The sequence below is a fragment of the Haloarcula litorea genome (genome assembly GCF_029338195.1).
Classification (GTDB): Archaea; Halobacteriota; Halobacteria; order Halobacteriales; family Haloarculaceae; genus Haloarcula; species Haloarcula litorea.
In genome coordinates this window covers 2,011,142-2,036,752 of the sequence record NZ_CP119779.1, presented here as the reverse complement: position 1 = coordinate 2,036,752, position 25,611 = coordinate 2,011,142, and the positions used below count along the sequence as shown (strand labels likewise).

Genomic DNA, 25,611 nt, shown 5'->3' with positions numbered 1-25,611 from the left:
TCATATCGCACACTTATTAAAAGTCAAAATGAACAGTCGGGGAGGTGGCACGGCCCCGTTTAGACAGTCACACGCTCATTCCACCACCCTCAAGAACACCATCACGAATAAGACCCTCCTGTCAGAATCTCGGATCACGCGACGAGAAACCACTTTCACCCCGATCTGGTAATTATTAACATACTGGGCACACGAACCACTAAATCGGAACAAGAACCTCGGAAGAATGTCCACCACCAGCATCCAAAGCCGACGTGACCTTTTCGAGCACCTCGAGTACACCATCGAGGGCACGTACGACGAGCTGGTGGACGATCAGGAATTGCAGCCCGGACAGACGATGCTCAAGACGTTCCTCATCGAGTCGAACGTCACCCCCGAGCAACTCCGAGAGCGAGTGGACATCGCCGAGGCACGCGAAGTGGACTTTGATCTCCACGAACTCGTCATCCGCCGCAACGGCAACGATCACACCTTCTTCCTCGACTCCAGCGACTCGCGATTTTGGACGCTCTACACCCTTGAGGAGTCGGACGATGCGAAGGCGGTCGTGAAGGATATGGTGAGCGGCGTCCGCAACGGCCTTGATTACACGTGGATGCCCGTCGAGCAACAGCGCGACATTATGGAGATGGGGGAGTTCCGCGACGTTGGCGTCAGCTACGAGGCCGACGAGGTGTTCTCCTCGGACTACATCGAGGACAGGCTCGATTTCGGAGACCTCTCCGTCCAGAGCAGCGGTCGCGGAACCAGCACCCTGTTCGATATCCTCGACAGTCAAGAGGAGCTATCCTCATTTCTCTCCCTCTCGGCGGTCGGCATCAAGCGCGAAATCAGCGGCTCGTTCGTCTTGGAGCGCGTCACACACAACGGTCGCTTCACCACGTCGGGCGGCGACTCCATTCAACTCCATATCGACACGGTGGAAGAGATCAAGAACCGGTATGCCAACCTCCTCCAGCGAATCGAGGAACACCACCGCATCTCCTACGAGTCGAAGGAACACGGCACCGGAATCGACGGCACGCCACTCGTCATCGAATTGGATAACGAAATTGAGGACGTCCGGGAGTTCATCGAGAACATCATCACCTCGAAGAACCCGCTCCGCCTGTGGGGTGCGAAGACGAAGTTGGACGACCAGTACTGGAAGGTGAAGGGAATCGATCTCCACAACAACGACAAGTACACGATGGAGATTTGTCCGGAATGGATTCGCCTATACCTCGATGAGGAGGCATGCGGGAACACGGCCCTGCGAATCTACGCCAACCTCCAGCGTCACTACGACTCGAACGCCGTGATGGAGGTGCTGGAGTGATGCAAAACGTCTCCGATCACACCCAGCAGATCAACGCTTGGATCGCCCTCTGCCAGATCGACAGGATGTTCCCCGACTCGCTTCGCCGCCTCGGCTACACCGTCGACATCATCGATCCCCACTTCTTCCACGACGGCGACGCGGTGAACCCTGACCTGATTCTTACCAGCCGCGGCCACAACCACTCCATCGTCATCGATTGCAAGTCGAAGACCTTGAAAGAGGAGCAGAACGAGAAGTACGAGGCCATCCACCACTCGCCCGAGTTCCTGCTCACGCGTGGCGTCGTCTCGTCCGCCGAGGCGGGCGAGGACTACGACGCCGAGTTCGCCTACTCGTCCTTCGCCGATCTCTCGGTCAACCCATTCCTCCCCGAGAATGATTTCGCGGTCGTCCACTTCGACGAGGACGCCAAGCAGTTCACCATCCGCACCCTCGAGGACTACGAGTTCAACCTCGATGAGCTGCAGGCACAGTTTCCGATCCGGACGGGGACGCGGCGGCTTCCGACGGACTACTTCCCGTTCGATGTGGGGACGGGCGATGACGACTACCAGCAGTTCACCATCTCGATCCTCCAGTCCACCGTCCACGTCGCCCTCGAACAGGACACGTTCGACGCCGATGACCTGCTCGAGGACGCGCACCCGCTGTGGGTAGACCTCGACGAGGAGATGAAGAAGGAACTCCGCGCTCACACCGAGAAGGTCATCAACAAGTACCAGCAGAAGGGGCTGAACGAGCACATCGAGAAGGTGCAGGCCGGGAACAAGGATGAGTGGAAGGCCGTCTCGAAGTCGCTTCAGGCGCTTCAGCGGAAGGTGGACGAGTTCGTTGAGGACGTGCAGGCCGAACTGGAGCAGACCGAGATCGGTGACTACGTAGACTGAGATTTTTAGACAGTCGGTTTACTTCCCGCAACAAGTATCCCCGTATAACGACACGGCCTCATGTCTAATCAGAAATCATATCACACGCATCCCGCGCTGCCAACGCATTCGACTTCCATATTTATTGAGTTCTCAAAGCTGTTTATCACGACGATGAAAGAACTATACGGGCACGCCAAGTCTGCCTTCATCACTCTCAAGTCGAGTCTGATTCGGGCGTAACCACGGCGGGAATTGCAGCACCTACTTGACGAGCGGCCCCACGACGACACGTGAACCCCTGTTACACGAGATGACCGAGTTACGGGGCGATCACCGCGACCGAACGATGCTCCGCCCCTGTTTCCTCTCGGTGACAGAAACCGCCGCCAACCACTCCAACGAATACCATCGCGGGAACTCGTTGCGAAGGACATGAGAGATATGCTCCCCGAGAGTGTAGTCGTCGGGTTAGTTCACAACCTCGTCGGACGGGAACGGCTAGTCCTCCACGTCACCGAGAAGACTGTCAAGCGGCTCGGTCATATTATGGATGTCAACAGACACTTAAATCGCCGGCATCACAGGTAGGAGCTCTGTAACATATCCGGAAATGATATCTTTCCCCAGCATGCACTGCCCGTATGCCTATCCAATATCCAAAAGCCTCTGAGGGAATCCTCCCCGGTGTCTACGACCTCCTTGACGAACACGTCAAACGCGTCGAAACCGTCCTTCGAGACGAGTTCACTATCGAGGAACGCGGCGATACCGAAGTGATCCTCTGGGACGAAGCTACCGAGCAGGACTTCTTAGAGGCGATGCATGCCGACAGCGAGGTAATGGTGCCGTTCTTCCAGAAAATCACCGGCCTCCCCACCCGCGAATTCGAGCGCGTCTACGGCATCGAACAAGTCGACCGCATCAAGACGTGGAGCCAGAAAGACCTCCGCGAAAGTATGCGCGGCCAAGAACTCGCAGACGCCGTCGACGATCTTCTCCCTGAGGAGATGTACCTCGAAACCGCACTCTACACCTTCTATCTGATGTGGGAGAACGACCAACGGCGCCACCAACGGAGCGACTACGAGATCACCGTCCGCGAGTACCTCGAGGATCAGGGCCTCTCGGTAAAGAAAGATGAGTCCATTCCCGGCCAGCCCGACCTCGCCATCCCAAAATCACCGCCGTACAAGGTGATCGGAGAAGTTCGCGCCCTCCATCGATCTGACTTCCGCAAACGCAACAAGAACTTTGACAGCGAGGCTACCAAAGCCAAACAAAACTACCCCGACTCAAAGTTCGTCGTCGTGGCGAAATTCCCACAGAATCAGGTAGATAACAACCGGGAAACGCTCCGTACCGAGGTACGCAGTATCAACGACAAGATCGACGCCGTGTTCTTCCCGGACGAGATGGATGAGTTCATCGAGCAACTCGAGGAGTGGGGTGTCGACCGCAAGCCCACCGAGCAAACTGAACTGACCGATTGACTCCGGCTAGCGTACTCGAGTATTATATAATTTTAAGTAGGCAGAACGACTCGGTCGGAATTAGATGAAGGGGCATGTTCCCACGCCGCCCGAGATCGCTGGCAAAATGGTCAAGGAACTGTTTGACGAGCATCCATCCGACGACGACCGCATCCTCTATCCCGGTGTCGGTGACGGGCCGTTCATCGCCGCCGTCTCCCGGTACTGCCACGAACACGACCTCCACATGCCCGAGGGCGTAGCCGTCGACAGCGCTCCCGACCTCCTCGGGGAGGCTCGCGACCGACACGCCGACAAGCCCGTCGAGTTCCTCGAAGCCGACTTCCTCGACCTCAACACTGACGACATTGGACAGTTCGACTACGTGATCGGCAACCCCCCGTACGTCCCCATCGAGGGCCTCAGCGAGGCCGAGAAGCGGCAGTACAAGAACAACTTCAAGACCGCCGAGCAGCGGTTCGACCTCTATATCTTGTTCTTCGAGCAGTCTCTCGATCTCCTCGCCCCGGATGGCCGACTCGTGTTCATCACACCCGAGAAATTTGAGTACACCCACACCACGTCGGAACTTCGCCGCCTGATGGCCAGCTACCACGTCGAACGCATCGAACACGTCCCTGAGAATGCTTTCAGCGGGAAAGTCACCTACCCCTGCATCACCACGATCCACGACCGCGACGCCACCGAGACGCGTGTCGTCCGCCGCGACGCCACGGAGGACGACGTGGAATTACCCCGAGACGGCTCCAGTTGGGCCTCATACGTTCGTTCAGGGGATACGGATACCCACGACTACTCGACTGGGGTCACTCTCGACGACGTGACACAGAGGGTCAGCTGTGGCCTCGCCACGGGCAGGGACAAAATCTTCGTCCAAGACGAGAACGATGTTCTTGACCAACTCGTCGAAGAAGGATGGACGTATCCCACCACGTCGGGGAAACAGTTGAGCATCAACGACGGGCCGCGTTCTGGCCAAGTAATCATCTGCCCGTACGACGAACACGGCAACCTCGCCCCCGAGGACGAACTCGGTGCCTACGGCGAATGGGCGGAATTGCACCGTGACGAACTTGAGTCGCGGAGTTGCGTCGAGAAGGGCAAAGTCTGGTATTCGTGGCACGAGAACCCGCCGATGCAAGACTTGTATGACGTACCCAAAATCCTCACCAAGGATGTCTGCGAACACCCTGAATTCTGGGCAGACCGCGAAGGCACAGTCGTTCCCCGCCACAGCGTTTACTACATCATCCCCGAAAACGGTGTCGCCCTCGAAGACCTCCTCGAATACCTTAACAGCCCGAAAGCACAGGCGTGGCTGGAGCAGCACTCACAAAAGGCACACAATGACTACTACCGTATGCAGTCCAAGGTATTGAAGGAACTCCCCGTTCCTAGCGAACTCGGAGAACACCGCCAAACCACCCTCGTCTAACCCCCATCCCAGCGGCAAAACAGAGAGCGAATTCACGAAGCCTGCGATATGTTCAGAGCGGAGGGTTGGACGAACAGGATACCGAATATGGTTCCGCATTTTCACCAGCAGAAAACTTTCACTTGAACCTCTCTTTATGGAGTACAAGTGATTGAAGATGGATTTCGATGACTCAATCCCACTCCCGATCGGAACGGAAGTCCCGCAGAACACGGTGCTGGCCAACTCAGTGCTCCAAATCCACGGAGACAACATCGAGATTCACGACGAGACCGACGGCGGTTGGCCCACCATCATCACGCTGGAAACGGATGGCCATCCCGTCGGAATCGCTGTGGACTACCTCGGGACGTGGCACGGTCAAGACGTGGGAATGGAAGAGGTAGACCTCCTGCTCTCCTACGAGGACGGAGAGTGGGGATGGAGGGCCATCGTCGCTTTCAGCACCAAGAAAGACGCAATTGATCGCGGGCGGTACGAGACTGACGAACACAACGGACACGAACTCGTCCCGTGGAACGATGACAGCCGCTTCGAGAGAATGGAAGAACTGCTGGAAGAGGACGTGACGCCAATAACGCACACCGAGAATCACCCCACCTATCCGGCCCACGCGATGCAGGAAGCAGACAACATCCATACGCTGAACAGGATGTTCGGCATCGGGAAGCTGAAAACACTCACGAGGCGACGAAAACGACTCTCAGTACCTCACAAAGCCGGTTAGTTAGAACGTCTGCTTGCTGAGGATGTGCACTCCAAGAAGCAAGCAGACAGTGAAATCCACGAAGACCAGCTCCTTAACTTTCTCGTCAACACGCTCACCGAGGAGATCGCTCTTGATCTCGGCGCTACTGCTGAAATCGACGCTGAGGACATCTACGAGGTCCTCGTCGGCGCGACCGCCGACGGGACCTCAATCTCGACGCTGTGCAACTCCAGTGAAGACTCTCCGTCAGCAAACGCGATTCTCTACCATCTGCGGACGAAGTTCGAGCCGGAACGGCTCGAACGAGTCGCCAACACGCTCCTTCGACGGGATATCGTCGAACTCCTCCCCGAGCAGGTGGAGGTCTGCGCAGACCTCCACCTGCGACCCTACTACGGTGACGAAGACGACACAGACGGCCTCTACCACTCCGAGGCCAAGCGCGGAACCACCGCGTTCCACGCCTACGCCACACTCTACGCGCGTGTGAAGAATAAACGGCACACGCTGGCGGTGCGCCGTCTCGAAGACGGCGACACCGCCAGTAGCGTCCTCGCCGAGTTTCTTGGTGTACTCGACGGCCTTGACGCCGAAATCAAGGCCGTCTATCTCGATCGCGGATTCTACGACAGCAAGTGTCTCACGCTGCTTCAAGCGCACAACTACGCTTACGTGATGCCGATCATCAGATGGGGTGGGACGATTCAGCAGGAACTCGCGGAAGGGTGGAGCCGCGTCATTAACCACGATTTGACAGGGAAACTCGACGGCCACAGCTGGACCGTCGAGTTTCCCGTCTACATCGACTGTACGTACCTGAACGGACGATACGACGAGAACGGTGTGGCGCGTCACGGCTACGCCGCTGACGCGCCGTTCATCGAGACTCCACGCCAGGCTCGATACCACTACAGCAAACGCTTCGGTATCGAGTCGAGCTACCGCTTGTCTGAGCAAGCGATAGCGACGACAACAACGCGAGACGCGACGGTGAGACTGCTGTACGTCGTGGTGAGTCTCCTCTTGCAGAATGCGTGGCGGTATCTCCACTACGAATACGTGGCGACGCCCCGCCGGGGCGGGCGTCGCCTCTGGTGGTGGCCGTACAAGGAGTTCATCAATATGGTTCGACGGGCCGCGTGGACGGCCCTCGCAGTGCGTCGGGCCGTCCCCGCCAACCGGCCACCAGACGACCGGTTCCACCGGTAGTCACCGACCGGGAACGCCGCCTCGTGAGTGGCTACGCTGTCGCGTCGGCGGCTGACCGCCGCCGACAGCGACAGCTCCGTCTTCGATCAGCGCTGTTCAACCACTACGGACGACTCATCACAACAGAACAGATGGCTCAGGTCGGGTTAACCGGCGATGCTTTGTGAGGTACTGACTCTTCACCAAGGTAGTCCCGAAAGAGGTGCGATGGGAAAACAAGGACACCAGCCTACAGGAACTTGCCCGCGATATCGTGGGTGACAATCAAGACGTTCCGAAGCCTGCGGACGAACCCTACGAGGTGGGCGACGAAGTGAGGGTCTACCTCGGCCCGGACGACTCGGACTCGCACCATCACGGGACGGTCGGGAAGATTATCGACGTCCTCGAGGATTCACTTGGAAAGGAAACCGAGCGAAAGCTGGATTCCTACAGTTACCGCATCGAAACTGAAGAAGACTTGATCAACGTGTGGTTCAGGCACCGTGACTTGGTGCCGAAAAAGGATTGACCGCTTATGCCCGCCAGTCCGAGAAGAAGTACGCTCCGTACACGTCGGTTAGCCGCCGCGAGTCCTCGTGCTGCTCTCGGGCCTGCCGCCACAACTGCCGCACCGTCTTCACCTCCTTGTCAAGCAGTTTCGCAGCCTCCGTCTGCGACAACCCAGCCTCACGAGCCGCCACCACCCGGGCCTGCTCCCGATGCAGCGACGTGTGCTCGTGAAGCCACTCGGCTCTGTCCTCAACCTCGCTCTCGATTTCTGACTGCTCGAGGGTCATAGTTTTGGAATCTTGGAAAGATGTCACTCGACTCGACGCTTGTTGCTCGTGATGAGTTCAACGATGTACTCGTCCCCCTCCATCTCTACCTTCAGCTCGTGTGAGTCAACCAAGCTGACCCACGCTCCTCGGTCATCGTGACTGAACAACGCCGCCTCAACGTATTCTCTAATGTCCGCACGAAACATCTCGAGAACTTCCTCGTCGGACTTCCCGCCGTGATCCTCGTAGAACTCCGCATCGGCAATCTCGAAGTCCTCGACGTCGTATCGAACTGTTCCCCGAGCGGGGAGGCCATCGTACTCGTGCTGGATGACCTGATCTTCTCCGTCGGAGTAGATGATGACGTGCTCGTTGTTCGACGTGCGGTCAAATCTCCAAACCGGAACTGTGTCCGTAACCGATTCAGACTCGGTGGATGTGTTTGCTGTCATAGTTTGAATCGATTTGTTGCGGGCGTTTTTCGCCTGCCCGTCGGGCGCTTCCAAACCCGTCTACACCCAACAGAAAGACGCCGAGGGAGTCGAACCCCCACGCCCCCGTCAGGGGACGGCCACCGGGCGCGTCACATCACTTGGAAGACGATACTATCTCAACCTTCGAGGAGCGGATCGGCGTCGTACTCGACTTCCACGGCGTACTCCACGATCAGGCCACTCGCGATGTGCCCGGGTGCCGAGTGCGCCGTGGACGTGCGAATGGCCTCCTTCACCGCCTTCTTGCCGTCCTCGTTGAGTTCCACGTCGAAGTAGTGATCGAGGTCAACGAACCGACTGGCGTGAGTGTGCTCCATCCAGATGCGCGTTCCGTCGGTAACTGCGGCAACACCATCACCGATGTGGCCCGCATCTGCCTCCGCCGTATTGCGCTGGTACTCGTCGGCGGCCGCGAAGATGTCTTTGCTGTACTCCGGTGCCACCTCGTCCTTGTCCAACGCATCAAGTCCGCGCTGGCGGTGTGCCTCGTACACCTCGCGGAACTCGCCTTCGTCGAGACCGATGGGGTTGAACCGGGGACGGCCAACGTGCTTGACGTACGTCGTCGTGCCGCGCGGCTTGTCCTGTACTGTCTTCACGTACAGCCAGTAGCCGTCGATGTCGTAGATGCGGTGCGTGATGGGATCGGCCCCATTGGAGCCGCTCACGACGGGTTCCTTGTGATCGTAGTCGTCGTCAACCGGGAAGCCGAGATCGCGCTTGAGATCGTCGTCAAGAGTTACGGTCTCGCCGTTGTTGAGAGATCGTGCGATTTCCGTGAGCACTTCGAGAGTGCTCTGAGCAGTTTCGCTCATACTTTTAGGGTTGCTGTTACGGGACGTTGACCGGCTGTCCCGTGGCCGATTCACCTGACTTGCTTCTGATACCTTCTCACTCTGTGGTAGGGGGTAAGGACTTATATATGTATCGTGTGAGTGACCTGTATTATATCCAATATAAGAAAGTCTAATCGGTGGATGGAGAGCACAAACCTAAGATTGAATAAACCACCACCAACCCAAATATCAGAAGACAATCATTCAACCGACGCTGCAGGAAGCCGAGGCCGAGCGACTTCGCCCCGAGACCGCCGCCGAGAACCGTGTTCGACTGCTTCCTGTGCATCTCGTCGCGAATGCGGTAGTGCAGCCGCCACTTGGAGAGAATCAGCGTCTGCCGATGTCCCGTGTTCGTCATCGTCTTCGGAACAGCGTACGTCTCCTCCAAGTCGTGCGCATCGAACGTCTTCCTCTCCTGCCCATCTCAATCTCATTGCACCACCTTCCCGCGCGATGCCCGATGCTTCTCGCGGTCTTCAGCGTCGAAGTCTCCCACCCGGGGCCGCGGCTCATCAACGCCTCGCCGAGCCCGAGACCGCTCTCAGAACAGGCCAACTCGTCCCCTCCGAACTGCACCACATCACCGCCGCATTCCAGACAATCACCGTCGTCATCAATTTGAGATAGAGCCGATGATCGGCAAGATCAACGGTCATCTCATCAGACTAGATGCCATCTATTGAATAAGTGAAAAGAGCTCTGCTAATAATGATTCACTATTTGCACTCGATGCACGTGGCGAGATCGCCGTTAACCTCCACCAGAACATCAACGTCACGAGAATCGGCCACGCACATCGCACGACACAGGGGGGGGCTCCAACCGAGAAAAACAGCAGCCCCCGCGTGCAGCATTTAACACGCACGAGCGGGCCCGATCCGGTAACGCGATGACTTGCAAAGTCGACCGAGTGCGAGACAAGTACGACCTGTACAACCTCGATGCCCGGCTGGAACACAGATACCGCTCAACGGACGAGGGCGTCCGTCAGCTTGAGGATTGGATCAACTGTCAAATCTTGGAACGGGCAATGGAGAAAGCCGGAATGACAGTGCTGGACGGCGAAGAGCGCAACTACTATCGGTTGCTTACCAACGACGAGGTGCTGGACTCGGCGCGGCGAGAGGCCCGGGGCGAACTCCGCGACGCCAGCGTGGACGTGGACGAAGTGGAAAGCAACTTCGTTAGCTACCAGACCGTCCGCAAGCATCTGAACGAATGCCTCGATATCGACACCAGTCGGGACTACAATCCAGACCCGGGGGCTGATCTGCAGCAAATCAAAAAGATGCGACAAAGAGTTACCAACGTCATCGAGGGTTCGCTGGCACGACTTTCGCGGGAAGATGTCGCGCACATCGAAGACCCGTCAGTCACCGTCTCATTCAAGATCAGGTGTGGAAACTGCCGCCGGCGACACGACATCATCGAGTTTCTATCCGGGAATGCGACCTGCACCTGTCAGTCCGAGGCGTGAGCTGCACACTCCTACGCGAGTGAATTTTATAAAAATACATATATTATCATCGTGGAGTCATCGTCTCGACTCACTTCAGCTGGCCCCCGCCAGCCTCCGACCCCGAGCTCGGCTTTTCCACCGCCCCGGATGCTGCCCGGGGCACATCCATTTAAATCAGGAACAGCGCACTCGAGACCAGAATGTTCCTCGAACCGCTCGACCGAATCACCAACGGTGGACGGTACTCGGACGATGACCTCGATCTGCTTTCGCTCGGCGCGAACGACCTCAACATCCAAATCCACGCGCGAGACGATGGAACCACGGTCAAAATCGATACCCGGGACGGACAAACCGTGGAGATCGAGGCGCGTGGTGGCCATCTCCAGACCGTGGATAACTGAAGTACCAAGTGTGTGGGGACGAACTCTGTTCAGGAAAGTGATATATCATCCCGCGACGTTCTGCGATACATGGCCAGCGTCGAGTTCCATCGAGATCACTCGTTCCCCAACAACGAGTTGACTGTCGTCGAGAAGGATGACACGTGGGCGTTCAAACGCAACAGGACATACTACCCCACGGTCAACGCGATCATCGACAACATCGACTTCACTAATCCCGCTGAAGGCGACCTCCACGAACCGATGTTTCCGCTCGAAAACTACGACCGCGCGGCCATCGAACATCCCGAACACGTCCGCGAATACGCGCGACGCGTGGGCGAATTAACGCACGTTCGCGTCCGCGAATGGCTCACCGACTACCGCAGCACCCACAAGCGGGACGAGATACAGACGAAGCTCCTCGGCCCCGACACGGGAACGCAAGCCCAGATCGTGGCCACACTACGTGATTACTATCCCGGCCGGTACATCCGAGACGACCTGTCAAAACAGGCAGCCAGAGATGCCCAGTCGCTGCGGTCGAGCGTCGAAGAAGCTCTGCGCGACCTTCTCGGCGTCGATGCGGTGAGCGAGGTGCGCTTTCAGGTCGTGCGGTGCGAACATCCGCTGATAGCGAATCTGTTGAACGCCGAGCACGAACACGGTGAGGCCGGGTTCGGTGGCCGGATCGACATCATCCTGCTACACCCCGAGACTGAGGAGATCATCGCGGTCGAGCTGAAAACCAGCCGGCGAATTACCAACGGGGCGCGAATGCAGACAGTCGCGCAGAAACATCTTGACGCGCTCAACATCGACCGCGCGGTGGCCATCCGAGTGGGTCGCGACGACTACCGCATCCACGACGCAAAAGAGTGGGACGAGCGAGGGTTGTACAACCGATTCAAGGCGGAAGCCGTCACTCAATTCCACCGACTGAACGAGCAATAGCGGCCAGTCAATCGAACTCGAAGCCGAAATCGGGGTCTCGCAGCCGGTCTTTATTTGCCTTGCTCCTCTCGTCGGCTTCCTCGGCAGTCTCGGACACGTCCTCGACCTCCTCGGCAAGGGCGTCGATGAACTCCTCGATCTCACCCAGACGCGCACGCAACTGCTCGTTGATCTTCCGCTGCTTTTCCAACTCCTCGCGCACCTCTCGAGCCAACTCGCGCAGTTGCTTCTCGTCCATCTCCTCCTCAATCTCCTCCGCCGGCACGCGAAGATCATCCTTGAACTGGTGAGCATAATCGGTCGGTTGGACAACCGTCGGCGCCGGCACCTTCCTGTCCCACTCGATGTCCGCATCCTCCACAATCTCGATCAAACCCGCATCTTCGAGACGGTCGAAGGCCCGCAGCACCTGCTTATTGTCGTCAAGGATGCGCACATCCTCGAGAACCGTACTTGTCGTTGCTGTACCCCCGGACTCAACGACGCGCAGCACCGAGTCCAGCACTCGGCCATCGCGGGGGGCCTTCAAATGCACTCCGTTGAATTCATCAATCATCTTACTGTACGGGTACGTTCCGCCAACGTATAAAGAACTTGACAGTCTGGTGACCGTCACGGAGAGCGGGTTTACCAACGCGCGAAAAATCCCGTGACGAAACTACGAAATGTCACTACGCGTCACGGGAAACGGGAAATCCGTCCATTCCAAGGCCAACCGGATCAACCGCGAGAGGGACTGCGGCGGCGCGACACCGCGAGAACCCGAATCCTCAAAAACACAACATATATCGAAAATACAGCACCCGGGAGAAAACCTCAGGGCGTCTGCCCCCATGATGGAAAGGGGTCAGCACCCCGCGAAGGACTTACCAACGACCGGGGGGAGCACAGCACCTATCAAAACCGCGGAACAGCACCCGGATATGCACACCGCGTGGAGCGAGGAACTGCCCCACGACAACATCGACTGGTCAGAACCGACAACGCTGGACAATCTCACGCCGGCGCTGACGGTCAGAATGAACACCGGTGGCGAGACCGAGGCCACCGACAAGCCGCGCACCATCGGACTGGTCACGTCACCGCCGACCCGCGTCGACGACTTCATCGAGCGACAGTCCCGGGGCAAGATCGCCGTCCCGGACTACTACAAGGACTTCAGCGACCTTGAAGCACCGACAGGGCCGGGCGACGAGCAAGGGCGGGAAACCACGCTCACTCCAGTGATTCTCGAAGGAGGCGTCAGGGCATTGAATGGGAAGGGAAGGTACAGCACCGACGAGTTCACCATTCACGACTGTCTGCCGGAAGGCGCCATCGTCCGCCGGCGCATCAACGGGGAGAACTACGGTGCCGCGTTCATCGCCGCCGGGATAACCGAGCTGGGGATCTAGGTCTCACTCCGCAACCATCCGGTCAAACAGAGCCCGACATCGCTCACCGGCATCTGTGAAGGACTGATACCCGATCTCTGTTTCAGTCAGGTGCGTGTAAGTCAGCCAACCATCACAGAACTCCCCGACATCGTAGTAGTCCTCGTCCAACCATTGACTGATCTCCAGTCCCTGCGTGATCTGCTCCTCGAGGTACGCGGCGAGAACCAGCACGGCGCCATCCGGCGCGTGATCACGCGCGTCCTCGAATTTCTTCTTCAGCTTGTTGTTGATAGAGTTCCCCGTCTTATCACCGCTGATGAACCCACCCCCGTCGGGCAGACTGGCCGCGTAATCCGGCTTCACGACCTCAATCCACACGTCTTCATCCTCGGTCAGCACACGCAGGTCGAAGTCCTTCGATCCCTTGCCATCGATGCGAGCATTCATCACCACCTGATCTCGCCCGTAGGTCGTCCGAAGATGATACAGCAGGATCAGCTCGGCGAAGATCGAGTTGATGCGGTCAACATCATTCTTCTCCAACTCGTTCAACCAGTCCTTCGTCGGGTCTTCGTCGGGGTCGACCACCGACAGGCAGGCATTGATCTTCTCTAGATCCGGGCGCTTGAACTTGCCGAGGAGTCGCTCGCCGTCGACGTGACGGCTGCCGAGGAGAGCGTCGATGTTCTCGTAGCCGCGGGGGGAGGGGATCAGGTCGTAGTGTCCGAACCGAGGGTGTAATGTCCGCTCCTGCACCACGGAACGCACGCTGTAGGAGTACTTATCAAGACTGTCTCCCGAGTGAACTTCTTCGACCTCGCACGCGTAGCGATGGGGATGGCCATCCACATCCACGGTGGGTGACATATGGACAATATCGCCCGGTTCAAACGGGTCTTCTGCAGGAGCGATGCCGTCGCGCATTACTGACGAACACGTGAAGGAGACTCATAACAACTGGTGGCCCACTTACCAACCACAGGACGAGCAGCGGACGTCACGGCGTGTGCCGCCGCGCGGAAAACGCTCTCCCGCGGCCGTGCATTATGCAAACGTGCAAGTCTCAGATCGCCTCGTCTGGGCGGCTGCTGGACGCGCAGATCGGTTACCAACGACGGGCACGGTAAGTTGGCCACAGAGCAGGAAGGAGTCGCTGCTCCGTTCTGTATGTGCGGCGAGGTGCGGACGCACGCGAACGAGCCAGTCGTGGTTTCAGACGTGCGGAACGTGAGAGACGTGCGGAACGTTAGAAGCGTTTCAAACGGCCTACTCCTCGGCCTCCTCAACTTCGAGACGGGAAGCGGCACTCTCGTACTCACGACTGGCCTGTTCCTGCGCACGCTTGAACGCCTCCTCATCCACCTCTCGCTTGAACTGCTCCAGCGACTCGATAAGGTCACGGATCATATCCTCCGCACCATCCCGCAGAATCAAGAGCCGCTCACCCTGCTCGATGAGAATCTCAACGGCACTCTGCCCCGACTCGCCGAAGTACCGGGCGAGTTGGATGTCACTAAGATCACCCAAGTCCAACTCCAACACCTGATTCACCAGCGAAACCCACGTCCGAAGATACGCCGAAGACGACGTGTACGTCGCCTTATCCTGCTCAACCGTCGGCAGTCGCGGCTCGCTGAACCCGCGGTTAACCATCTCTCCCGGAACGTCAGCACGGTCGGGGTCGATGTAGTAATCGTTGCTTCCCCGGCCAAGCACGCGGACTACGATGGTTTCCGCACTCGCCCGCCCGAACGTCTCGTACTTCGCCCGGGCCGCCGCCATACACAGATCGATGCGCTCGTCAAGGTTGTACAGCTCGTTGACGGCGCCATCGGGGATGTGAAGCGGGTTGATCGCCGGCTCGGTGCGCTCGTCAAGGATGCGCCGAATCGTCTCCACATCGAGCTTCTCTGAGCGGCGCTCGTCGGGATCGTAGTCGATGCCACCGTCACCATTCACGTCCGCGTCTCGAAGAGCCTCGATGGGATCATCGGCGTCGGACTGCTCCCAGATCTCGTGAGCCGCGTCGATGAGATGGCGGCCGAAGTCGGTGTTTGTGCTCGTACTCGATGCGGCCAACAATTCTTCGAGTCGCTCCCTCCTGTTGTCGTCGTTGACCGGGACGTTGAGTCCACTTCCCATTTCGGCAATAGGTTGTAATGTCGCCTTGGTTAAAAGACCTACCAAGATTTGACAGGTTTGATAAATTATGTTTCGCGTTATTTCGTCTATTTCGAGTTAAATTTGGCAAATCGTTTAACAAGCAATTTCCGTCGATTTAGGCCCTATCAATGCCAGAATCGGCGGTTTCAACCTTTCGTCACAAAACCGTGTGTGAAGCGCCGAGAGTACCGGGATGGACGGGACTGGCCCGGATTCACGCCGCTTGTTAGACTGCTTTACAAGCATTCCTCGGCTGTTCAGACGCTCTCGCCCGAGAAATACCGGGATTAAGAAATCGATTTTCAAACCGTGTGTGAGAGTCGGAAGGTGGGGTGCCCCCGCGCCTCGCTCGGGAAGGGACGTTGTTTCCTTCCCTTCGCTTTTGAACAACCTCTCGGGATAGAGTAAGTGTGTAAGGCTAAAAACACTTTCGCCTGTGAATACTAGTCCAACCGTTCCTCTCCATTGTACTTTCAATGAGAGGAAAGTTAGACTGAGCAGTCAGAGCAAACATCCCTTGCCCGCGGCGACGACCCGCACGCCACCCCTACTCTCCACGTCTCACACACGGTTTTGAAGGCGACAAACGGAAACGTCTTCCTTGGCGTTTTCACCCGCCTCAAACGTCGATGTTCGCTTGTTAAGGGGTTTGACAACGCCTTCTCTCTCCAAACCACCGCCACCTTTCACGCCTCACACACGATCTTGGGAGTCAAATCCGATTCCACCGATCTCGACGTTATCAGCCAGTGGCAGCGGTGGAATCGCTTGTTAACCGTATTGTTAGATCATACTCGAAATAGACGAAACGGGGATAAATGCCGTTCAGACGAGGGGTTTATAACTGTCTCTCTCCCATCTTTAAGTGAGGAGATGACTGATCTCGTCTGCTCGGACTGTCACGCTCGCGTTGTTCGCGGTGAGTTGGACGGGCGGGAAGTGCTGTCCTGTGTTTGTCAGTTCGTTTACGTAGGTGATCCTGTTGGCCCTGTTGAGACGTGGGAACAAGATCACGGTTGCGAGGCCAGTCCCGTGACCGCGTAGATTCGCCCCGGGCCGCCTCGGCGGCGCTTTGGGGTGGCTGCGCTCCCTCGTTATCGGTTGATTCACTTTTAACTGGGATGACGCCATATCACCGCCCGTTATGTCGGTGAACGTCTCTGAACTTGGGAGTGCCGACCGCGGAGATGTCACGGACATCGAACTGGAAGACGGCAGCGAGTTCTCGGGAGTGATCCGTGACGTGTTCCCCGAAGATGGAATGATGGCGCTGGACGTGCCGTTCCGCAGTGAAAAGCTCATCACGCTGCGAAGCGTGTTCGGCGGTCATCGAGTCGAGGATGACGGGGACGTGATCGGCAGGGTTGCGGACGTGGACGTGCGATCGACGGTTTGGAATCCCGAGGACGTGTACGAGGTGCTGCAGGACGTTGAGGAAGGCGACGAGGTGCTGGTGCGCGGGGTTGTGACTGGTCTGCTCGGTGACGTGGATGCGGCATCGAATGATAGTGAGGTTCGGCGTGAGGTTCGTGGCGAGGTGGAGACGAAGACCCACATCAGCTCGGATGATGGTGATATGGGGACGCTCAACATCCACGTCGATGTGGATGGATTCGAGCATCTCAGCGTGACGGAGAGGTATTACGAGGACGTGGTTGAGGAAGCGAGTCTAACCGCGACGCCAGACGGTGGGGACTATCAGATGCAGGGCGCGGCGGACTGGCTTGAGCGGGTATAAACTTGTCAAGGTCGCAGGCGTAGACGTACACCGATTAGACAAACGACTAATGACTACACTTCGGGTGCGTTCCGGTGCTGTGCTCGCTTTCTCGCCTCTGTTTTAAACTGTAGGTAGTGTTGCGTGACGCTGATGTCGTGATGCCCCATTAGCTGCTGGAGAGTCCGCACGTCAGTACCGTTCCGCACGTGTCTGACGCCATATCCGTGTCGGAGAGCGTGTGGTGTGATCCGCCGTCGCTCGTTGCCGTTGGCATCGACATAGACCGTGGACTGTATTCCAGCGTTCTGCGCGGCCTGATCGACCATCGACGTGACCCGCTTTGGGGTGAGTTGCTCGCTGTTCCGCGATGGGAACAGGTACTGGGATTCGTCGGCGTAGTAGACGGCCTGACGCTCCGACTCGATCCACCGCCGCAGCGGCGCGGCCAGCGAGTCACGGAACCAAAGCTCACGTCCGCCACCCTTGACATCCGGGACGGTGATCTCGTTGTCACCGAAGTCGATGTTGCCGTACTCGTCCTTGTGCGGCATCTCCGGCGTGATCTGCATCTCGGTCACTTCCATCCGTCTGAGCCCGAGATGCCACAGCATTTTCAGAATCAGCTCATTCCTGAATTTCGGCGCCGGCACGTTCTCTTTCAACAGTTCGTACTCGCTTGCCTCGACGAAAACGACTCCTTCCTTTGATGATGCCTCGTTCCCCTTTTTTGTCTCCCCTCTGTCGATGTACTCCTTGATTTCGAGATGGCGCGAGTCGATAGGTAGCTGCTCGGAGTCGGTGTAGTACCCCTTCCGGGCACGCAGCCACTTGATGAACGACCTGAGGTGGTTGTACCTCGTCTTCGTTGTGGACTGCGAGTACTCCTCGACCATCGAATCGATGAACGAGTCGATATCCGTCCAGTCGATGTTTTCAAGGTCAACTCCCTCTCCCTCGATGTGCTCCAAGAAGCTCTTGACCGTCCATCGATACCCCGTCAAGGTGCCCTCTTCGACCTTGTTTCGGTGCGCGACGCAGAACTCGTAGTTAATCTTGTGATCGAACTTGTCCCGTGTGACGTTCTTCATGCGTGGATCACTCCTGTTCGAAGACAACCTTGTATTCGAGATCGTTTACGACGTGGACGCGGCTGCTGTACTCCTGCACGCGTTCCAAGGCGCGTTGCATCGTGTAGTCATCCGCCTCGAAGTACAATTTGTACGCCTCAACCAGTCCGTAGAAGTTCTCTTGCTCCGCGAAGTCCTTCAGGGACTGTCCGCGATCCATCCGCATCTCAACGTCCTCGATGATCTTCATCTGCGCAATCTCACGCGGCGACAGGTCGCGCTCTCTGCTCTCCGTCTCCGCCGACCGACGCGGCATCGTGTCGTATATCTTGTCCGCAATCTCCTGCACATCTTCCGTGTCGGTCAACTCGGCGGCCTCAAGGGAGTGTACCGCGCTCCGCAGCTCGTCCAACTTCGAGTCGATGTTGTCGATCTTCGATTCCAACTGCGTGAAATCAACGTCGACGTCGAGTTCAACGTCCTCGGGGTCGATGTCGACGTTCGCTCCGCGCTCGTCGCTGACCTCGCGCTGCACCGACAGTCGGATCAGGTGGGATAGCGATGTAGCTTCCTCGTGTTCCTCGATGTACTCCTCCCAGTCCTGTTTCATCGAGACTGGGACTTTGACGTTCACTTGGGTTGTTTCCGCCATCGCTGCGGCGGAAAGCTGAGGCGCTGGCGTAAATAATGTTTCTTTACTTTACTGAGGGCTTCTGGTTGTACAGGCCCGCCGACGAGATGGTCTCGGCGAGCGCCTGCTGGTCTGCGTCCGCGAGCGTCTCGGCCAGGTCCCCGCCCCCGGCGTACCGCTCCAGCAGCGCGTCGTGGGCCGGCTGGCTCGCCTTGTCGGAGGTGTTCTGGCTGAGGATCGTCCGGACCAGACACTCGAAGGCGTCCCGCCCGCCGTAGGTCTTCGTCCAGTACAGCTCGCCGAGCCGATCGACGACGGCCTCGGCGCGGGTCGCCGCCGTCTCCGGGTCGAAGGTCGCGGCCCGGCCCCCGCCCGCCTCGCCGCCGCTGATGTTCTCCTCTGGCTCCGGATCGCTCATACCGTCTCCAGGGCGGGGAGCGGCAAAACCTCTTCACCGAACGGAGTGGGTACGACCGGACGGAGTCGCTTCGGGGAATCGTAGCGAGCGCCTTTGCCGACGGGGAGCGTACGGCCGTCTATGACACGAACGGTCCTGGTGACCGGCGCGACCGGCACCGTCGGGACGCCGCTCCGCGAATCCCTCGCCGACCGAGACGTGACGGTCCGGGCGGCCGCGCGGTCCCCGCCCGGCGACGGCCCGGCGGACGAGTGGGTGGCCTTCGACTTCGGCCGACCGGAGACGTGGGGCGAAGCACTGAGCGGCGTGGACGCGCTGTTCCTGCTCCGCCCGCCGGACGCTTCGGACGTCCGCAGGATCGGCGAGTTCGTCGCGGCAGCGGACAGAGTGGGGGTCGAGCACTGCGTCGTCCTGTCGGTGCTCGGGGCCGACCGGAACCCGCTGCTCCCCCATCGGCGCATCGAGCGCCGCGTCGCGGCCACCCGGATGGCCCGGACGTTCCTGCGGCCGTCCTTCTTCGCGCAGAACCTCACCGAGGTCCACCGGGACGCGCTGCTCGCCGGCGAGCTCCCCGTCCCAGCCGGTGACGGCGCGACGAGCTTCGTCGACGCGCGCGACGTGGGCGAGGTCGCCGCCGTCGCGCTGACGGAGTCCGGTCACGCCGGGGCGGCCTACGACGTGACCGGGCCGGCGGCGCTGACCTACGCCGAGGTGGCCCGGATCGCGACCGAGGCCCTCGGGTGGCCCGTCGAGTACACCGACCCGTCGCTGCCGCGGTTCGTCTTCGACGAGGTGCGGCAGGGCCGGCCGCCGGCGTTCGCGCTCGTGATGGCCGGCATCTACACGACCGCGCGCCTGGGGCTGGCGGGGCGGGTCACGGACGACGCGGAACGATTGCTGGACCGCGAACCGCGGAGCGTCCGGGAGTTCTTCGAGGACGAGGCGGCGGAACTGCGGCGGGAGGCCTGATCGGTCAGGCGGGGTCGACCGTCAGCGTGAACTCCAGGTCAGCGCCGTCGGCCAGCGCGGCGACGAGGTCCCGGTCAACGTCGCCCGCCGCGGCGTCGGCGTCGACCATCACCGTGCGGTCGTCGACGTAGTCGCTCGTCCGCAGGACGTGGCTCCGGTCGCTCTCGAAGGTCAGGTCGGGGTGGCCCGACCCCTCGACGGTCACGGTGTGGCCGCCGGCTTCCAGCGTCGCGGTGACGGTCGCCTCGGCGTCCCGGCAGGCGTCGACGAACGCCGCGTCGAGGTCGGCGGGGACGGTGTCGGCCTCGATCCCGAGGATGCAGTCGCCGGCCGGCGTGAGGAAGTCGTCGCCGGTGACCTCGAGCGTGCTCGCGTGCTCGGCACTGACGTGCTCGTGGCCTTCGGCGGCGACGACGGCTTCGCGTGTCATACCCGCCGTACCGGCCCGGCACACTTCAGCGGGACGACTCGGACCGCGCGACGGTGATCGTCACCGTACCGCAGGCGCACTCGTGGGCCTCCCGACGGCCGGCCGCCGTCTCGAAGACGATGGCGGGGTCGCCGAGCGGCCGGTCGCAGTCGTCGGCGTCGCAGGTCGGGACCGACTCGTCGCGGAGGTCGTGGAACATACAGGCCGTAGGGGGGCCACCCACGTCAAGGCGAGCCATCCCCGGAGTGAAAGTGAAAGTAGCGGACGGCGGGCGTGTGGGGTGTCGCCGGAGCGGGGACGGAGCACGGCCACGGTGGGTAAGTGATATGCCCCCAGGGGACGGTGGTCGCGGTATGTCGCTGGAGTGGCGCGGCGCGGCGGTCGCGCCGAACGACGAGATGCCCGCTCCCGAGTCGTGGGAGCCAGTCACCGTCCCCGGTCGGCCGGCGGCGTTCGCCGGGGCGGAGGCCGTCGCCTACGAGACGGCGTTCGACGACCCCAGAGACGGCGACGAGGAACACGTCGAACTGGTTCTGGAGGGTGCGTACGCGCACACGCGAGTCTGGTGTAACGGCGAACGGGTCGCGGCGAGCGACAGCTACGTCGCGCCGCTCCGGGTCGAGCTGCCCGACGCCGAGGACTACCGCGTCGTCGTCGAGTGCCGCGCGCCGACCGACCGGTTCGGCGGCCTCCACGCCACCGACGCCCTCCCGGCCGAGCGGTGCGTCCCCGGGATCTGGTGGGGGGCCGAGCTCCGGACGCACCCGGACCCGTACGTCCGGACGCTGCGGGCGCGGCCGCGCGTGACCGACGACGGCGCGACGGTCGACGTGACCGCCACGGTGGTCGCCGACGACGACCTCGACGATCGGCTGACCATCTCGCTCCGACCGGAGGGGTCGCGTCGCGGCGGCGGAACGATGGACCGGCCGCGGGTCGCGACCGAGTCCGGGCGGGCGACGGTCGACCACGCCGTCGACGTGCCGGAGCCGGCGCTGTGGTGGCCTCGCGACCGGGGCGAGCAGGCGCGCTACGTCGTCCGGGCGAAGCTGGGCGAGGACGCGGCGTCGACGACGACCGGCATCCGGTCGGTGTCCCACGACGACGCGCTCCGGGTCAACGGCGAGCGCGTGCCGGCCCGCGGCGTCACGCTGCTGGACCCGACGCCGGCGGACGTCGAGCGGGCCGCCGAGGCCAACGCCAACCTCGTCCGCGTCCGGGCACAGGGCGTCCCGCCGGCGGTGGTCGAGGCCTGCGACGAACACGGCCTCCTGCTGTGGGCCGACCTGCCGCTGACCGGTCCCGGGAACTTCGACGCCGACCGCGGCCGAGCGATGGCCACGGCCCTCGTCGACGCGCTGGCCGGTCACCCGAGTTTCGCGGCCGTGGGCGTCCACGACGAGCCGGTCGACCCCTACGCCGACGGACTGGGGTCGGGCCTGCTCGACCGCCTGCGGTTCCGTTGGCGGGCGTGGCGTGCGAGCTACGACGCCGGCGACGCCGAGCGGGTCGCCGAGGCCGTCGACGCCGTCCCGACGTTCCCGGTCGTCGGACCGCCCGGCGTCGGCCCCGACGCCGTCACCCTCTACCCGGGGTGGCGCTACGGCGGGGTCGACGACCTCGCGTGGCTCTGTGACCACTACGGCGTCGGCGACGTCGTCGGAGGGTACGGCGCTGCCGCCGGTGCCGACGACGCCGGCCAGTCCCACCAGGCCCGCGTCGTCAAGGCCGTCGCCGAGCGGCTCCGCCGCCGGGAGACGGCCGTCGCCACACTGGACAGTCTGCGGGACGCGGGCGACGACGCGATCGGAGTCATCGCGGCGGACGGGAGCCCCAGGCCGGCCTACGAGGCCCTCGCCGCCAGTTACGAACCCACGCAGGTAGTCCTCGCCGATCCCACGCCCGGCGAGAGCGACGTGTGCCTGCTCCACGACCGCCCCGCGCGGGCGACGGTCACCGTCGAGTGGGACCACGACGGCGATCGGGAGCAGACGGAGCACACGGTCAGTGCGTTCGGCCGCGTCACCGTCGGCAGCCTCTCGCTCGCGGCGGGTGACGAGGTGACCCTGGCGGTCGCCGTCGACGGCGACGTGGTGACCAACGAGTACACGATCGACGAGGATATATAAACGATCCCGAAGTCGTGGTAGGGCTTCACGCGCCCGAGAACCGGTGTGTGAGAGTTCACCACGTTATTCCGTCCACCAGAATATTTAAATTGCATCCCCCGGTAATAGCAAGTACCAGAACGCTCCCGCGTTCAGGCAGCATCGCTCCGTGCCCAACATGAGAGGGAACCCTTGTTATTGGCGTCAGCCCCCACAGAGCGACGCGGCCGTCCACGTGAGAGCGGTGATGGCATAGAGGTTTAACCATGGCAGACTCGATAGACCAGTCAAAGAACGTTTCCGTAACAGACGAAGAACTCGAAAACAAGTCCAAGGGCGAGCTCATCAAGCTCGCCGGCCAGCTCCGCGACCGCCGCAACGAGCTGAACCAGATGGCCTCCGAGCGCGCCTCCGAGCGCGACGACCTGAACGCGAAGACCCGCGAGAAGGTCGACGAGGCCCAGGAACACCGCGAGAAGCGCGACGAGCTCAACGAGCAGGTCCAGGAGCACAAGGACAAGCGAAACGAGCTCAACGCGAAGGCCAACGAGCTGTTCGACAAGGTCGACAACGTCAAGAACGACCTCGAACTCGACGAGGGCAAGTCCGTCGACGAGCTCAAAGACGAGATCGAGGACCTGGAGTTCAAACAGCAGACCGAGGTCCTCTCCTCCGAGGACGAGCAGGAGCTCATCGAGAAGATCGAGACCAAGCGCGAGAAGCTCCAGGAGAAGAAGGAGAAACTCGACCAGAGTGACGATCTGGAGGAGCTCAAGGAGGAGGCCGAGGAGGTCCGCTCGGAGGCTTCGAAGCACCACCAGAAGGTCACCGAGCTCGCGGACGAGGCCCAGAAGCACCACAACCAGATGATCGAGGCCTACCGCGAAGCCGACGAGATCCGCGACGAGGCCGACGAGATGCACGAGAAGTTCGTGGAGGCTCAGGAGGCCGCCGACCAGCACCACGAGGACTTCGTGCGCGTCCAGAAGCGCCTGCGCGAACTGGACAAGAAGGAAGAGCAGGAAGAGCGCAGCCAGCGCGAGGAGAAGCAGGAGGCCGCCCGCGAGGAGGCCGAGGAGATCTACCAGAAGTTCAAGGAAGGCGAGACCCTCGACACCGAGGACCTGATGAAGCTGCAGAAGGCCGGCAAGCTGTAGTCTGACGCGTTTCTCACTGTTTTCGCATCCACAACAGATGCATCACTGGCTCCCGTTCGGACCGGTACTCGCGGCCGGCGGCTGGCTCGCGCTCCTCCCGACGGCGGTCGGCGGGGTCGTGTTCGGGCTCGCACTCGCGGCCCCGCCCGGCCCGATGAACGCCGTCATCGCGGAAGAGAGCGCCCTCCGGGGCTGGGACGCCGGCTTCGCGGCGGGCCTGGGGGCGATGACCGCCGACGCCTGCTTCTTCGTCCTGTCGCTGGTCGGCGTCACGGCCGTCGTCCGGGAGACCCCGACCCTCGAACGGGGGATGTTGGCCGTCGGCGGCCTGCTGATGCTGTGGTTCGCCTACGGGGCCGTCGCGGACGCGAACGCGCTGTCGACGGTCGAGGCCGGCGACGTCGACGACGCGAGCCGCGGCTTCAGGAAGGCGCTGGTGCTCGCGCTCACGAACCCCTACCAGGTCCTGTTCTGGCTGACCGTCGGCGTCGGCCTGCTACGCCCCGGTCGGGTGGACGTGCTGTCGGAGCTCCCGGTCGTCGGGGCCGACGCCGCCGGGCTGCTCGTCGTCCGGACCGGCCACCCGGTCCTGCTCGCGGGGCTGTTCGGCGGGATCGCACTCTGGATCACGGGGTTCCCGGCGGCGATCGTCGCCGCGCGGCGGCGCGTCGAACGGCTGGCCCCCGCGGTCGCGTGGGCGAGCGCGGCCGTCCTCGCGGGGTCGGGACTGCTCTTCCTCCTCCGGGCCGCGGGGTCGGTCTGAGCGGCGCGGTCGGACCGATCCCCTCAGGAGCCGCCGACGTCGGTCGGGACGTCGTCCGGGGTGTCGTCGACGTCCATATCCGCGACCTCGGCCTCCAGCCACTCCTGGAACCAGCGGACGCGCTTGACGCGCTGGTGGACGATCGACTCGGCGGTGTCCGTGACGACGCGGTCTTTCGCGTCCTCGCCGCGCTCGATGACACGCCCGACCATCTCGGCGGCGTCCATGTGTGTCCGGGACTCGTACCCCATCCGCAGCAGCATCAGGGCCGTCCCGTTTGCACCGACCTTGTCGAGGATGTCGGCCTCGATGAGACAGCGCGTCTCCAGTGCGAGGTCCGAGAGGTCGCCCTGGTAGGAGTGGTCCTCGACCGCGCGACAGACCTGTTCGACGAACGACTCGGGGTAGTCACCGTGGGTCGTGAGGTACTCGTGAGCGATGCGGGCACCGGCCTCCGCGTGGACGTCCTGCTCGGCCTCCAGCTTCGCGATGTCGTGGAACAGCGCGGCGACGCGAGTGACGTCGACGTTCGCACCCTCCTCGCGAGCGATCTTCTCCGCGATGTCGACGACGTTGAGGATGTGGTTGAACCGGTACTCTGCCGAATGCCAGGGGTACCACCGCATTCGGCCTCCCTCGTCCTCGTTCTCGACGCTGGCAGCCAGGTAGTCGTGGACGAACTCCCGCATCGCTTCGAACTCCTCGTCCGAGACTGGTGACTCCCTAATCTCGACGCCCACGGCAACACCTCCGGCGAGTGGTTCCGATATTCATCTTACAGACACGAAGGTCCGTTCGACTCTTAGGCGTTACGACAGGGCGAACGCCCTCGCGACGGGAGTCGACAGCGGTGAGACGGCGACTGAACGAAAAGTGTCGGGGC

Annotated in this window: 27 protein-coding genes and 1 pseudogene; 16 read left to right on the top strand and 12 right to left on the bottom strand. The window is 61.0% G+C overall.

The features are described 5' to 3' along the window. The first annotated feature begins 226 nt into the window (after nucleotides 1-226). The 7 genes from P0592_RS10880 (at nucleotide 227) to P0592_RS10850 (ending at nucleotide 7,547) form a co-directional block, all read left to right on the top strand. Complete coding sequence (locus P0592_RS10880; RefSeq protein WP_276270913.1) at nucleotides 227-1,321, top strand: hypothetical protein; 1,095 nt, start codon at nucleotides 227-229, stop codon at nucleotides 1,319-1,321. Beyond that, a complete protein-coding gene (locus P0592_RS10875) occupies nucleotides 1,321-2,211 on the top strand; it encodes a hypothetical protein (protein WP_276270912.1) in 891 nt (296 codons plus the stop codon). Before P0592_RS10880 ends, P0592_RS10875 begins: the two co-directional genes overlap by 1 nt. A gap of 623 nt (nucleotides 2,212-2,834) precedes the next feature. After that, on the top strand, nucleotides 2,835-3,683 hold the full coding sequence (locus P0592_RS10870; protein ID WP_276270911.1) for a hypothetical protein: 849 nt from the start codon (nucleotides 2,835-2,837) through the stop codon (nucleotides 3,681-3,683). Between the two features lie 64 nt (nucleotides 3,684-3,747). Next, a complete protein-coding gene (locus P0592_RS10865) occupies nucleotides 3,748-5,118 on the top strand; it encodes an Eco57I restriction-modification methylase domain-containing protein (protein ID WP_276270909.1) in 1,371 nt (456 codons plus the stop codon). 157 nt (nucleotides 5,119-5,275) lie between these two features. Continuing rightward, complete coding sequence (locus P0592_RS10860) at nucleotides 5,276-5,845, top strand: hypothetical protein (protein ID WP_276270908.1); 570 nt, start codon at nucleotides 5,276-5,278, stop codon at nucleotides 5,843-5,845. 24 nt (nucleotides 5,846-5,869) lie between these two features. Beyond that, a complete protein-coding gene (locus P0592_RS10855; RefSeq protein WP_276270907.1) occupies nucleotides 5,870-7,036 on the top strand; it encodes an ISH3 family transposase in 1,167 nt (388 codons plus the stop codon). 202 nt (nucleotides 7,037-7,238) lie between these two features. Next, complete coding sequence (locus P0592_RS10850) at nucleotides 7,239-7,547, top strand: DUF8139 family protein (RefSeq protein ID WP_276270906.1); 309 nt, start codon at nucleotides 7,239-7,241, stop codon at nucleotides 7,545-7,547. A 4-nt stretch (nucleotides 7,548-7,551) separates the two neighbouring features. Here the strand turns inward: P0592_RS10850 and P0592_RS10845 are convergent, their stop codons facing one another. The 3 genes from P0592_RS10845 to P0592_RS10835 all read right to left on the bottom strand — a co-directional run bounded on the left by P0592_RS10845 (nucleotide 7,552) and on the right by P0592_RS10835 (nucleotide 9,106). Continuing rightward, nucleotides 7,552-7,815, bottom strand: coding sequence for an ECF-type sigma factor (locus tag P0592_RS10845; RefSeq protein WP_276270905.1), 264 nt, complete (start codon nucleotides 7,813-7,815; stop codon nucleotides 7,552-7,554). 23 nt (nucleotides 7,816-7,838) lie between these two features. Next, nucleotides 7,839-8,249, bottom strand: a complete 411-nt coding sequence (locus P0592_RS10840) for a hypothetical protein (protein WP_276270904.1) — start codon at nucleotides 8,247-8,249, stop codon at nucleotides 7,839-7,841. A gap of 158 nt (nucleotides 8,250-8,407) precedes the next feature. Continuing rightward, a complete protein-coding gene (locus P0592_RS10835) occupies nucleotides 8,408-9,106 on the bottom strand; it encodes a hypothetical protein (protein WP_276270903.1) in 699 nt (232 codons plus the stop codon). A 913-nt stretch (nucleotides 9,107-10,019) separates the two neighbouring features. Between P0592_RS10835 and rdfA the strand changes: the two genes are divergently transcribed. The 3 genes from rdfA to P0592_RS10820 all read left to right on the top strand — a co-directional run bounded on the left by rdfA (nucleotide 10,020) and on the right by P0592_RS10820 (nucleotide 11,926). Then, complete coding sequence (gene rdfA / locus P0592_RS10830) at nucleotides 10,020-10,607, top strand: rod-determining factor RdfA (protein WP_336406634.1); 588 nt, start codon at nucleotides 10,020-10,022, stop codon at nucleotides 10,605-10,607. 182 nt (nucleotides 10,608-10,789) lie between these two features. Beyond that, nucleotides 10,790-10,993, top strand: coding sequence for a hypothetical protein (locus P0592_RS10825; RefSeq protein ID WP_276270901.1), 204 nt, complete (start codon nucleotides 10,790-10,792; stop codon nucleotides 10,991-10,993). 69 nt (nucleotides 10,994-11,062) lie between these two features. Continuing rightward, nucleotides 11,063-11,926, top strand: coding sequence for a hypothetical protein (locus tag P0592_RS10820; RefSeq protein WP_276270899.1), 864 nt, complete (start codon nucleotides 11,063-11,065; stop codon nucleotides 11,924-11,926). Nucleotides 11,927-11,933: 7 nt separating this feature from the next. Here the strand turns inward: P0592_RS10820 and P0592_RS10815 are convergent, their stop codons facing one another. After that, nucleotides 11,934-12,482: a hypothetical protein gene (locus tag P0592_RS10815; protein ID WP_276270898.1), complete on the bottom strand. Its 549-nt coding sequence runs from the start codon at nucleotides 12,480-12,482 to the stop codon at nucleotides 11,934-11,936. Between the two features lie 109 nt (nucleotides 12,483-12,591). Between P0592_RS10815 and P0592_RS10810 the strand changes: the two genes are divergently transcribed. Beyond that, nucleotides 12,592-13,320 (top strand): hypothetical protein, encoded by a 729-nt coding sequence (locus tag P0592_RS10810; RefSeq protein ID WP_276270897.1) that lies wholly within the window; start codon nucleotides 12,592-12,594, stop codon nucleotides 13,318-13,320. 3 nt (nucleotides 13,321-13,323) lie between these two features. Here the strand turns inward: P0592_RS10810 and P0592_RS10805 are convergent, their stop codons facing one another. Together P0592_RS10805 and P0592_RS10800 are read right to left on the bottom strand one after the other, a co-directional pair. Next, nucleotides 13,324-14,226 carry a hypothetical protein gene (locus tag P0592_RS10805; protein ID WP_276270896.1) on the bottom strand — a complete coding sequence of 301 codons (903 nt, stop codon included), beginning with the start codon at nucleotides 14,224-14,226 and terminating at the stop codon, nucleotides 13,324-13,326. A gap of 342 nt (nucleotides 14,227-14,568) precedes the next feature. Then, nucleotides 14,569-15,444 (bottom strand): hypothetical protein, encoded by an 876-nt coding sequence (locus tag P0592_RS10800; protein ID WP_276270895.1) that lies wholly within the window; start codon nucleotides 15,442-15,444, stop codon nucleotides 14,569-14,571. Nucleotides 15,445-16,609: 1,165 nt separating this feature from the next. On the opposite strand from P0592_RS10800, the gene P0592_RS10795 reads away from it, so the two are divergent. After that, nucleotides 16,610-17,203 carry a hypothetical protein gene (locus tag P0592_RS10795; protein ID WP_097008560.1) on the top strand — a complete coding sequence of 198 codons (594 nt, stop codon included), beginning with the start codon at nucleotides 16,610-16,612 and terminating at the stop codon, nucleotides 17,201-17,203. Nucleotides 17,204-17,256: 53 nt separating this feature from the next. Here P0592_RS10795 and P0592_RS10790 read toward each other — a convergent pair whose 3' ends face one another. The 3 genes and pseudogenes from P0592_RS10790 to P0592_RS10780 all read right to left on the bottom strand — a co-directional run. Beyond that, nucleotides 17,257-18,273: a tyrosine-type recombinase/integrase gene (locus P0592_RS10790; protein ID WP_276270894.1), complete on the bottom strand. Its 1,017-nt coding sequence runs from the start codon at nucleotides 18,271-18,273 to the stop codon at nucleotides 17,257-17,259. Between the two features lie 7 nt (nucleotides 18,274-18,280). Continuing rightward, a complete protein-coding gene (locus P0592_RS10785; protein ID WP_276270893.1) occupies nucleotides 18,281-18,904 on the bottom strand; it encodes a hypothetical protein in 624 nt (207 codons plus the stop codon). Between the two features lie 58 nt (nucleotides 18,905-18,962). Further along, nucleotides 18,963-19,301: pseudogene (locus P0592_RS10780) on the bottom strand (endonuclease III domain-containing protein); the annotation flags it as partial. Nucleotides 19,302-19,421: 120 nt separating this feature from the next. Between P0592_RS10780 and P0592_RS10775 the strand changes: the two are divergent. Then, nucleotides 19,422-20,270: an SDR family oxidoreductase gene (locus tag P0592_RS10775; protein WP_276270892.1), complete on the top strand. Its 849-nt coding sequence runs from the start codon at nucleotides 19,422-19,424 to the stop codon at nucleotides 20,268-20,270. Nucleotides 20,271-20,274: 4 nt separating this feature from the next. On the opposite strand, the gene P0592_RS10770 is transcribed toward P0592_RS10775, so the two are convergent. After that, nucleotides 20,275-20,700: a DUF371 domain-containing protein gene (locus P0592_RS10770; protein WP_276270891.1), complete on the bottom strand. Its 426-nt coding sequence runs from the start codon at nucleotides 20,698-20,700 to the stop codon at nucleotides 20,275-20,277. A gap of 25 nt (nucleotides 20,701-20,725) precedes the next feature. Next, nucleotides 20,726-20,899, bottom strand: a complete 174-nt coding sequence (locus P0592_RS10765) for a hypothetical protein (protein WP_276270890.1) — start codon at nucleotides 20,897-20,899, stop codon at nucleotides 20,726-20,728. Nucleotides 20,900-21,053: 154 nt separating this feature from the next. Between P0592_RS10765 and P0592_RS10760 the strand changes: the two genes are divergently transcribed. From P0592_RS10760 to P0592_RS10750, 3 genes are all read left to right on the top strand, one after another. Continuing rightward, nucleotides 21,054-22,829 (top strand): glycoside hydrolase family 2 protein, encoded by a 1,776-nt coding sequence (locus P0592_RS10760; RefSeq protein WP_276270889.1) that lies wholly within the window; start codon nucleotides 21,054-21,056, stop codon nucleotides 22,827-22,829. Nucleotides 22,830-23,074: 245 nt separating this feature from the next. After that, a complete protein-coding gene (locus P0592_RS10755; protein ID WP_276270888.1) occupies nucleotides 23,075-23,965 on the top strand; it encodes a coiled-coil protein in 891 nt (296 codons plus the stop codon). A 37-nt stretch (nucleotides 23,966-24,002) separates the two neighbouring features. Beyond that, nucleotides 24,003-24,728 carry a LysE family translocator gene (locus tag P0592_RS10750; RefSeq protein WP_276270887.1) on the top strand — a complete coding sequence of 242 codons (726 nt, stop codon included), beginning with the start codon at nucleotides 24,003-24,005 and terminating at the stop codon, nucleotides 24,726-24,728. Nucleotides 24,729-24,751: 23 nt separating this feature from the next. Here the strand turns inward: P0592_RS10750 and P0592_RS10745 are convergent, their stop codons facing one another. Further along, entirely contained in the window at nucleotides 24,752-25,468 is a 717-nt protein-coding gene (locus P0592_RS10745) for an HD domain-containing protein (protein WP_276270886.1), read from the bottom strand. Between the last annotated feature and the right edge of the window lie 143 nt (nucleotides 25,469-25,611).

Coding starts and splice junctions, on each gene's coding strand:
- P0592_RS10810 (WP_276270897.1), top strand. CDS start 12,592: ATGTCACTACGCGTCACGGGAAACGGGAAATCCGTCCATTCCAAGGCC.
- P0592_RS10755 (WP_276270888.1), top strand. CDS start 23,075: ATGGCAGACTCGATAGACCAGTCAAAGAACGTTTCCGTAACAGACGAA.
- P0592_RS10840 (WP_276270904.1), bottom strand. CDS start 8,249: ATGACAGCAAACACATCCACCGAGTCTGAATCGGTTACGGACACAGTT.
- P0592_RS10875 (WP_276270912.1), top strand. CDS start 1,321: ATGCAAAACGTCTCCGATCACACCCAGCAGATCAACGCTTGGATCGCC.
- P0592_RS10845 (WP_276270905.1), bottom strand. CDS start 7,815: ATGACCCTCGAGCAGTCAGAAATCGAGAGCGAGGTTGAGGACAGAGCC.
- P0592_RS10785 (WP_276270893.1), bottom strand. CDS start 18,904: ATGGCGGAAACAACCCAAGTGAACGTCAAAGTCCCAGTCTCGATGAAA.
- P0592_RS10760 (WP_276270889.1), top strand. CDS start 21,054: ATGTCGCTGGAGTGGCGCGGCGCGGCGGTCGCGCCGAACGACGAGATG.
- P0592_RS10870 (WP_276270911.1), top strand. CDS start 2,835: ATGCCTATCCAATATCCAAAAGCCTCTGAGGGAATCCTCCCCGGTGTC.
- P0592_RS10800 (WP_276270895.1), bottom strand. CDS start 15,444: ATGGGAAGTGGACTCAACGTCCCGGTCAACGACGACAACAGGAGGGAG.
- P0592_RS10835 (WP_276270903.1), bottom strand. CDS start 9,106: ATGAGCGAAACTGCTCAGAGCACTCTCGAAGTGCTCACGGAAATCGCA.
- P0592_RS10815 (WP_276270898.1), bottom strand. CDS start 12,482: ATGATTGATGAATTCAACGGAGTGCATTTGAAGGCCCCCCGCGATGGC.
- P0592_RS10860 (WP_276270908.1), top strand. CDS start 5,276: ATGGATTTCGATGACTCAATCCCACTCCCGATCGGAACGGAAGTCCCG.
- P0592_RS10795 (WP_097008560.1), top strand. CDS start 16,610: ATGTCGGTGAACGTCTCTGAACTTGGGAGTGCCGACCGCGGAGATGTC.
- P0592_RS10770 (WP_276270891.1), bottom strand. CDS start 20,700: ATGACACGCGAAGCCGTCGTCGCCGCCGAAGGCCACGAGCACGTCAGT.
- P0592_RS10820 (WP_276270899.1), top strand. CDS start 11,063: ATGGCCAGCGTCGAGTTCCATCGAGATCACTCGTTCCCCAACAACGAG.
- P0592_RS10750 (WP_276270887.1), top strand. CDS start 24,003: ATGCATCACTGGCTCCCGTTCGGACCGGTACTCGCGGCCGGCGGCTGG.
- P0592_RS10865 (WP_276270909.1), top strand. CDS start 3,748: ATGAAGGGGCATGTTCCCACGCCGCCCGAGATCGCTGGCAAAATGGTC.
- P0592_RS10775 (WP_276270892.1), top strand. CDS start 19,422: ATGACACGAACGGTCCTGGTGACCGGCGCGACCGGCACCGTCGGGACG.
- P0592_RS10880 (WP_276270913.1), top strand. CDS start 227: ATGTCCACCACCAGCATCCAAAGCCGACGTGACCTTTTCGAGCACCTC.
- P0592_RS10790 (WP_276270894.1), bottom strand. CDS start 18,273: ATGAAGAACGTCACACGGGACAAGTTCGATCACAAGATTAACTACGAG.
- rdfA (WP_336406634.1), top strand. CDS start 10,020: ATGACTTGCAAAGTCGACCGAGTGCGAGACAAGTACGACCTGTACAAC.
- P0592_RS10765 (WP_276270890.1), bottom strand. CDS start 20,899: ATGTTCCACGACCTCCGCGACGAGTCGGTCCCGACCTGCGACGCCGAC.
- P0592_RS10825 (WP_276270901.1), top strand. CDS start 10,790: ATGTTCCTCGAACCGCTCGACCGAATCACCAACGGTGGACGGTACTCG.
- P0592_RS10805 (WP_276270896.1), bottom strand. CDS start 14,226: ATGCGCGACGGCATCGCTCCTGCAGAAGACCCGTTTGAACCGGGCGAT.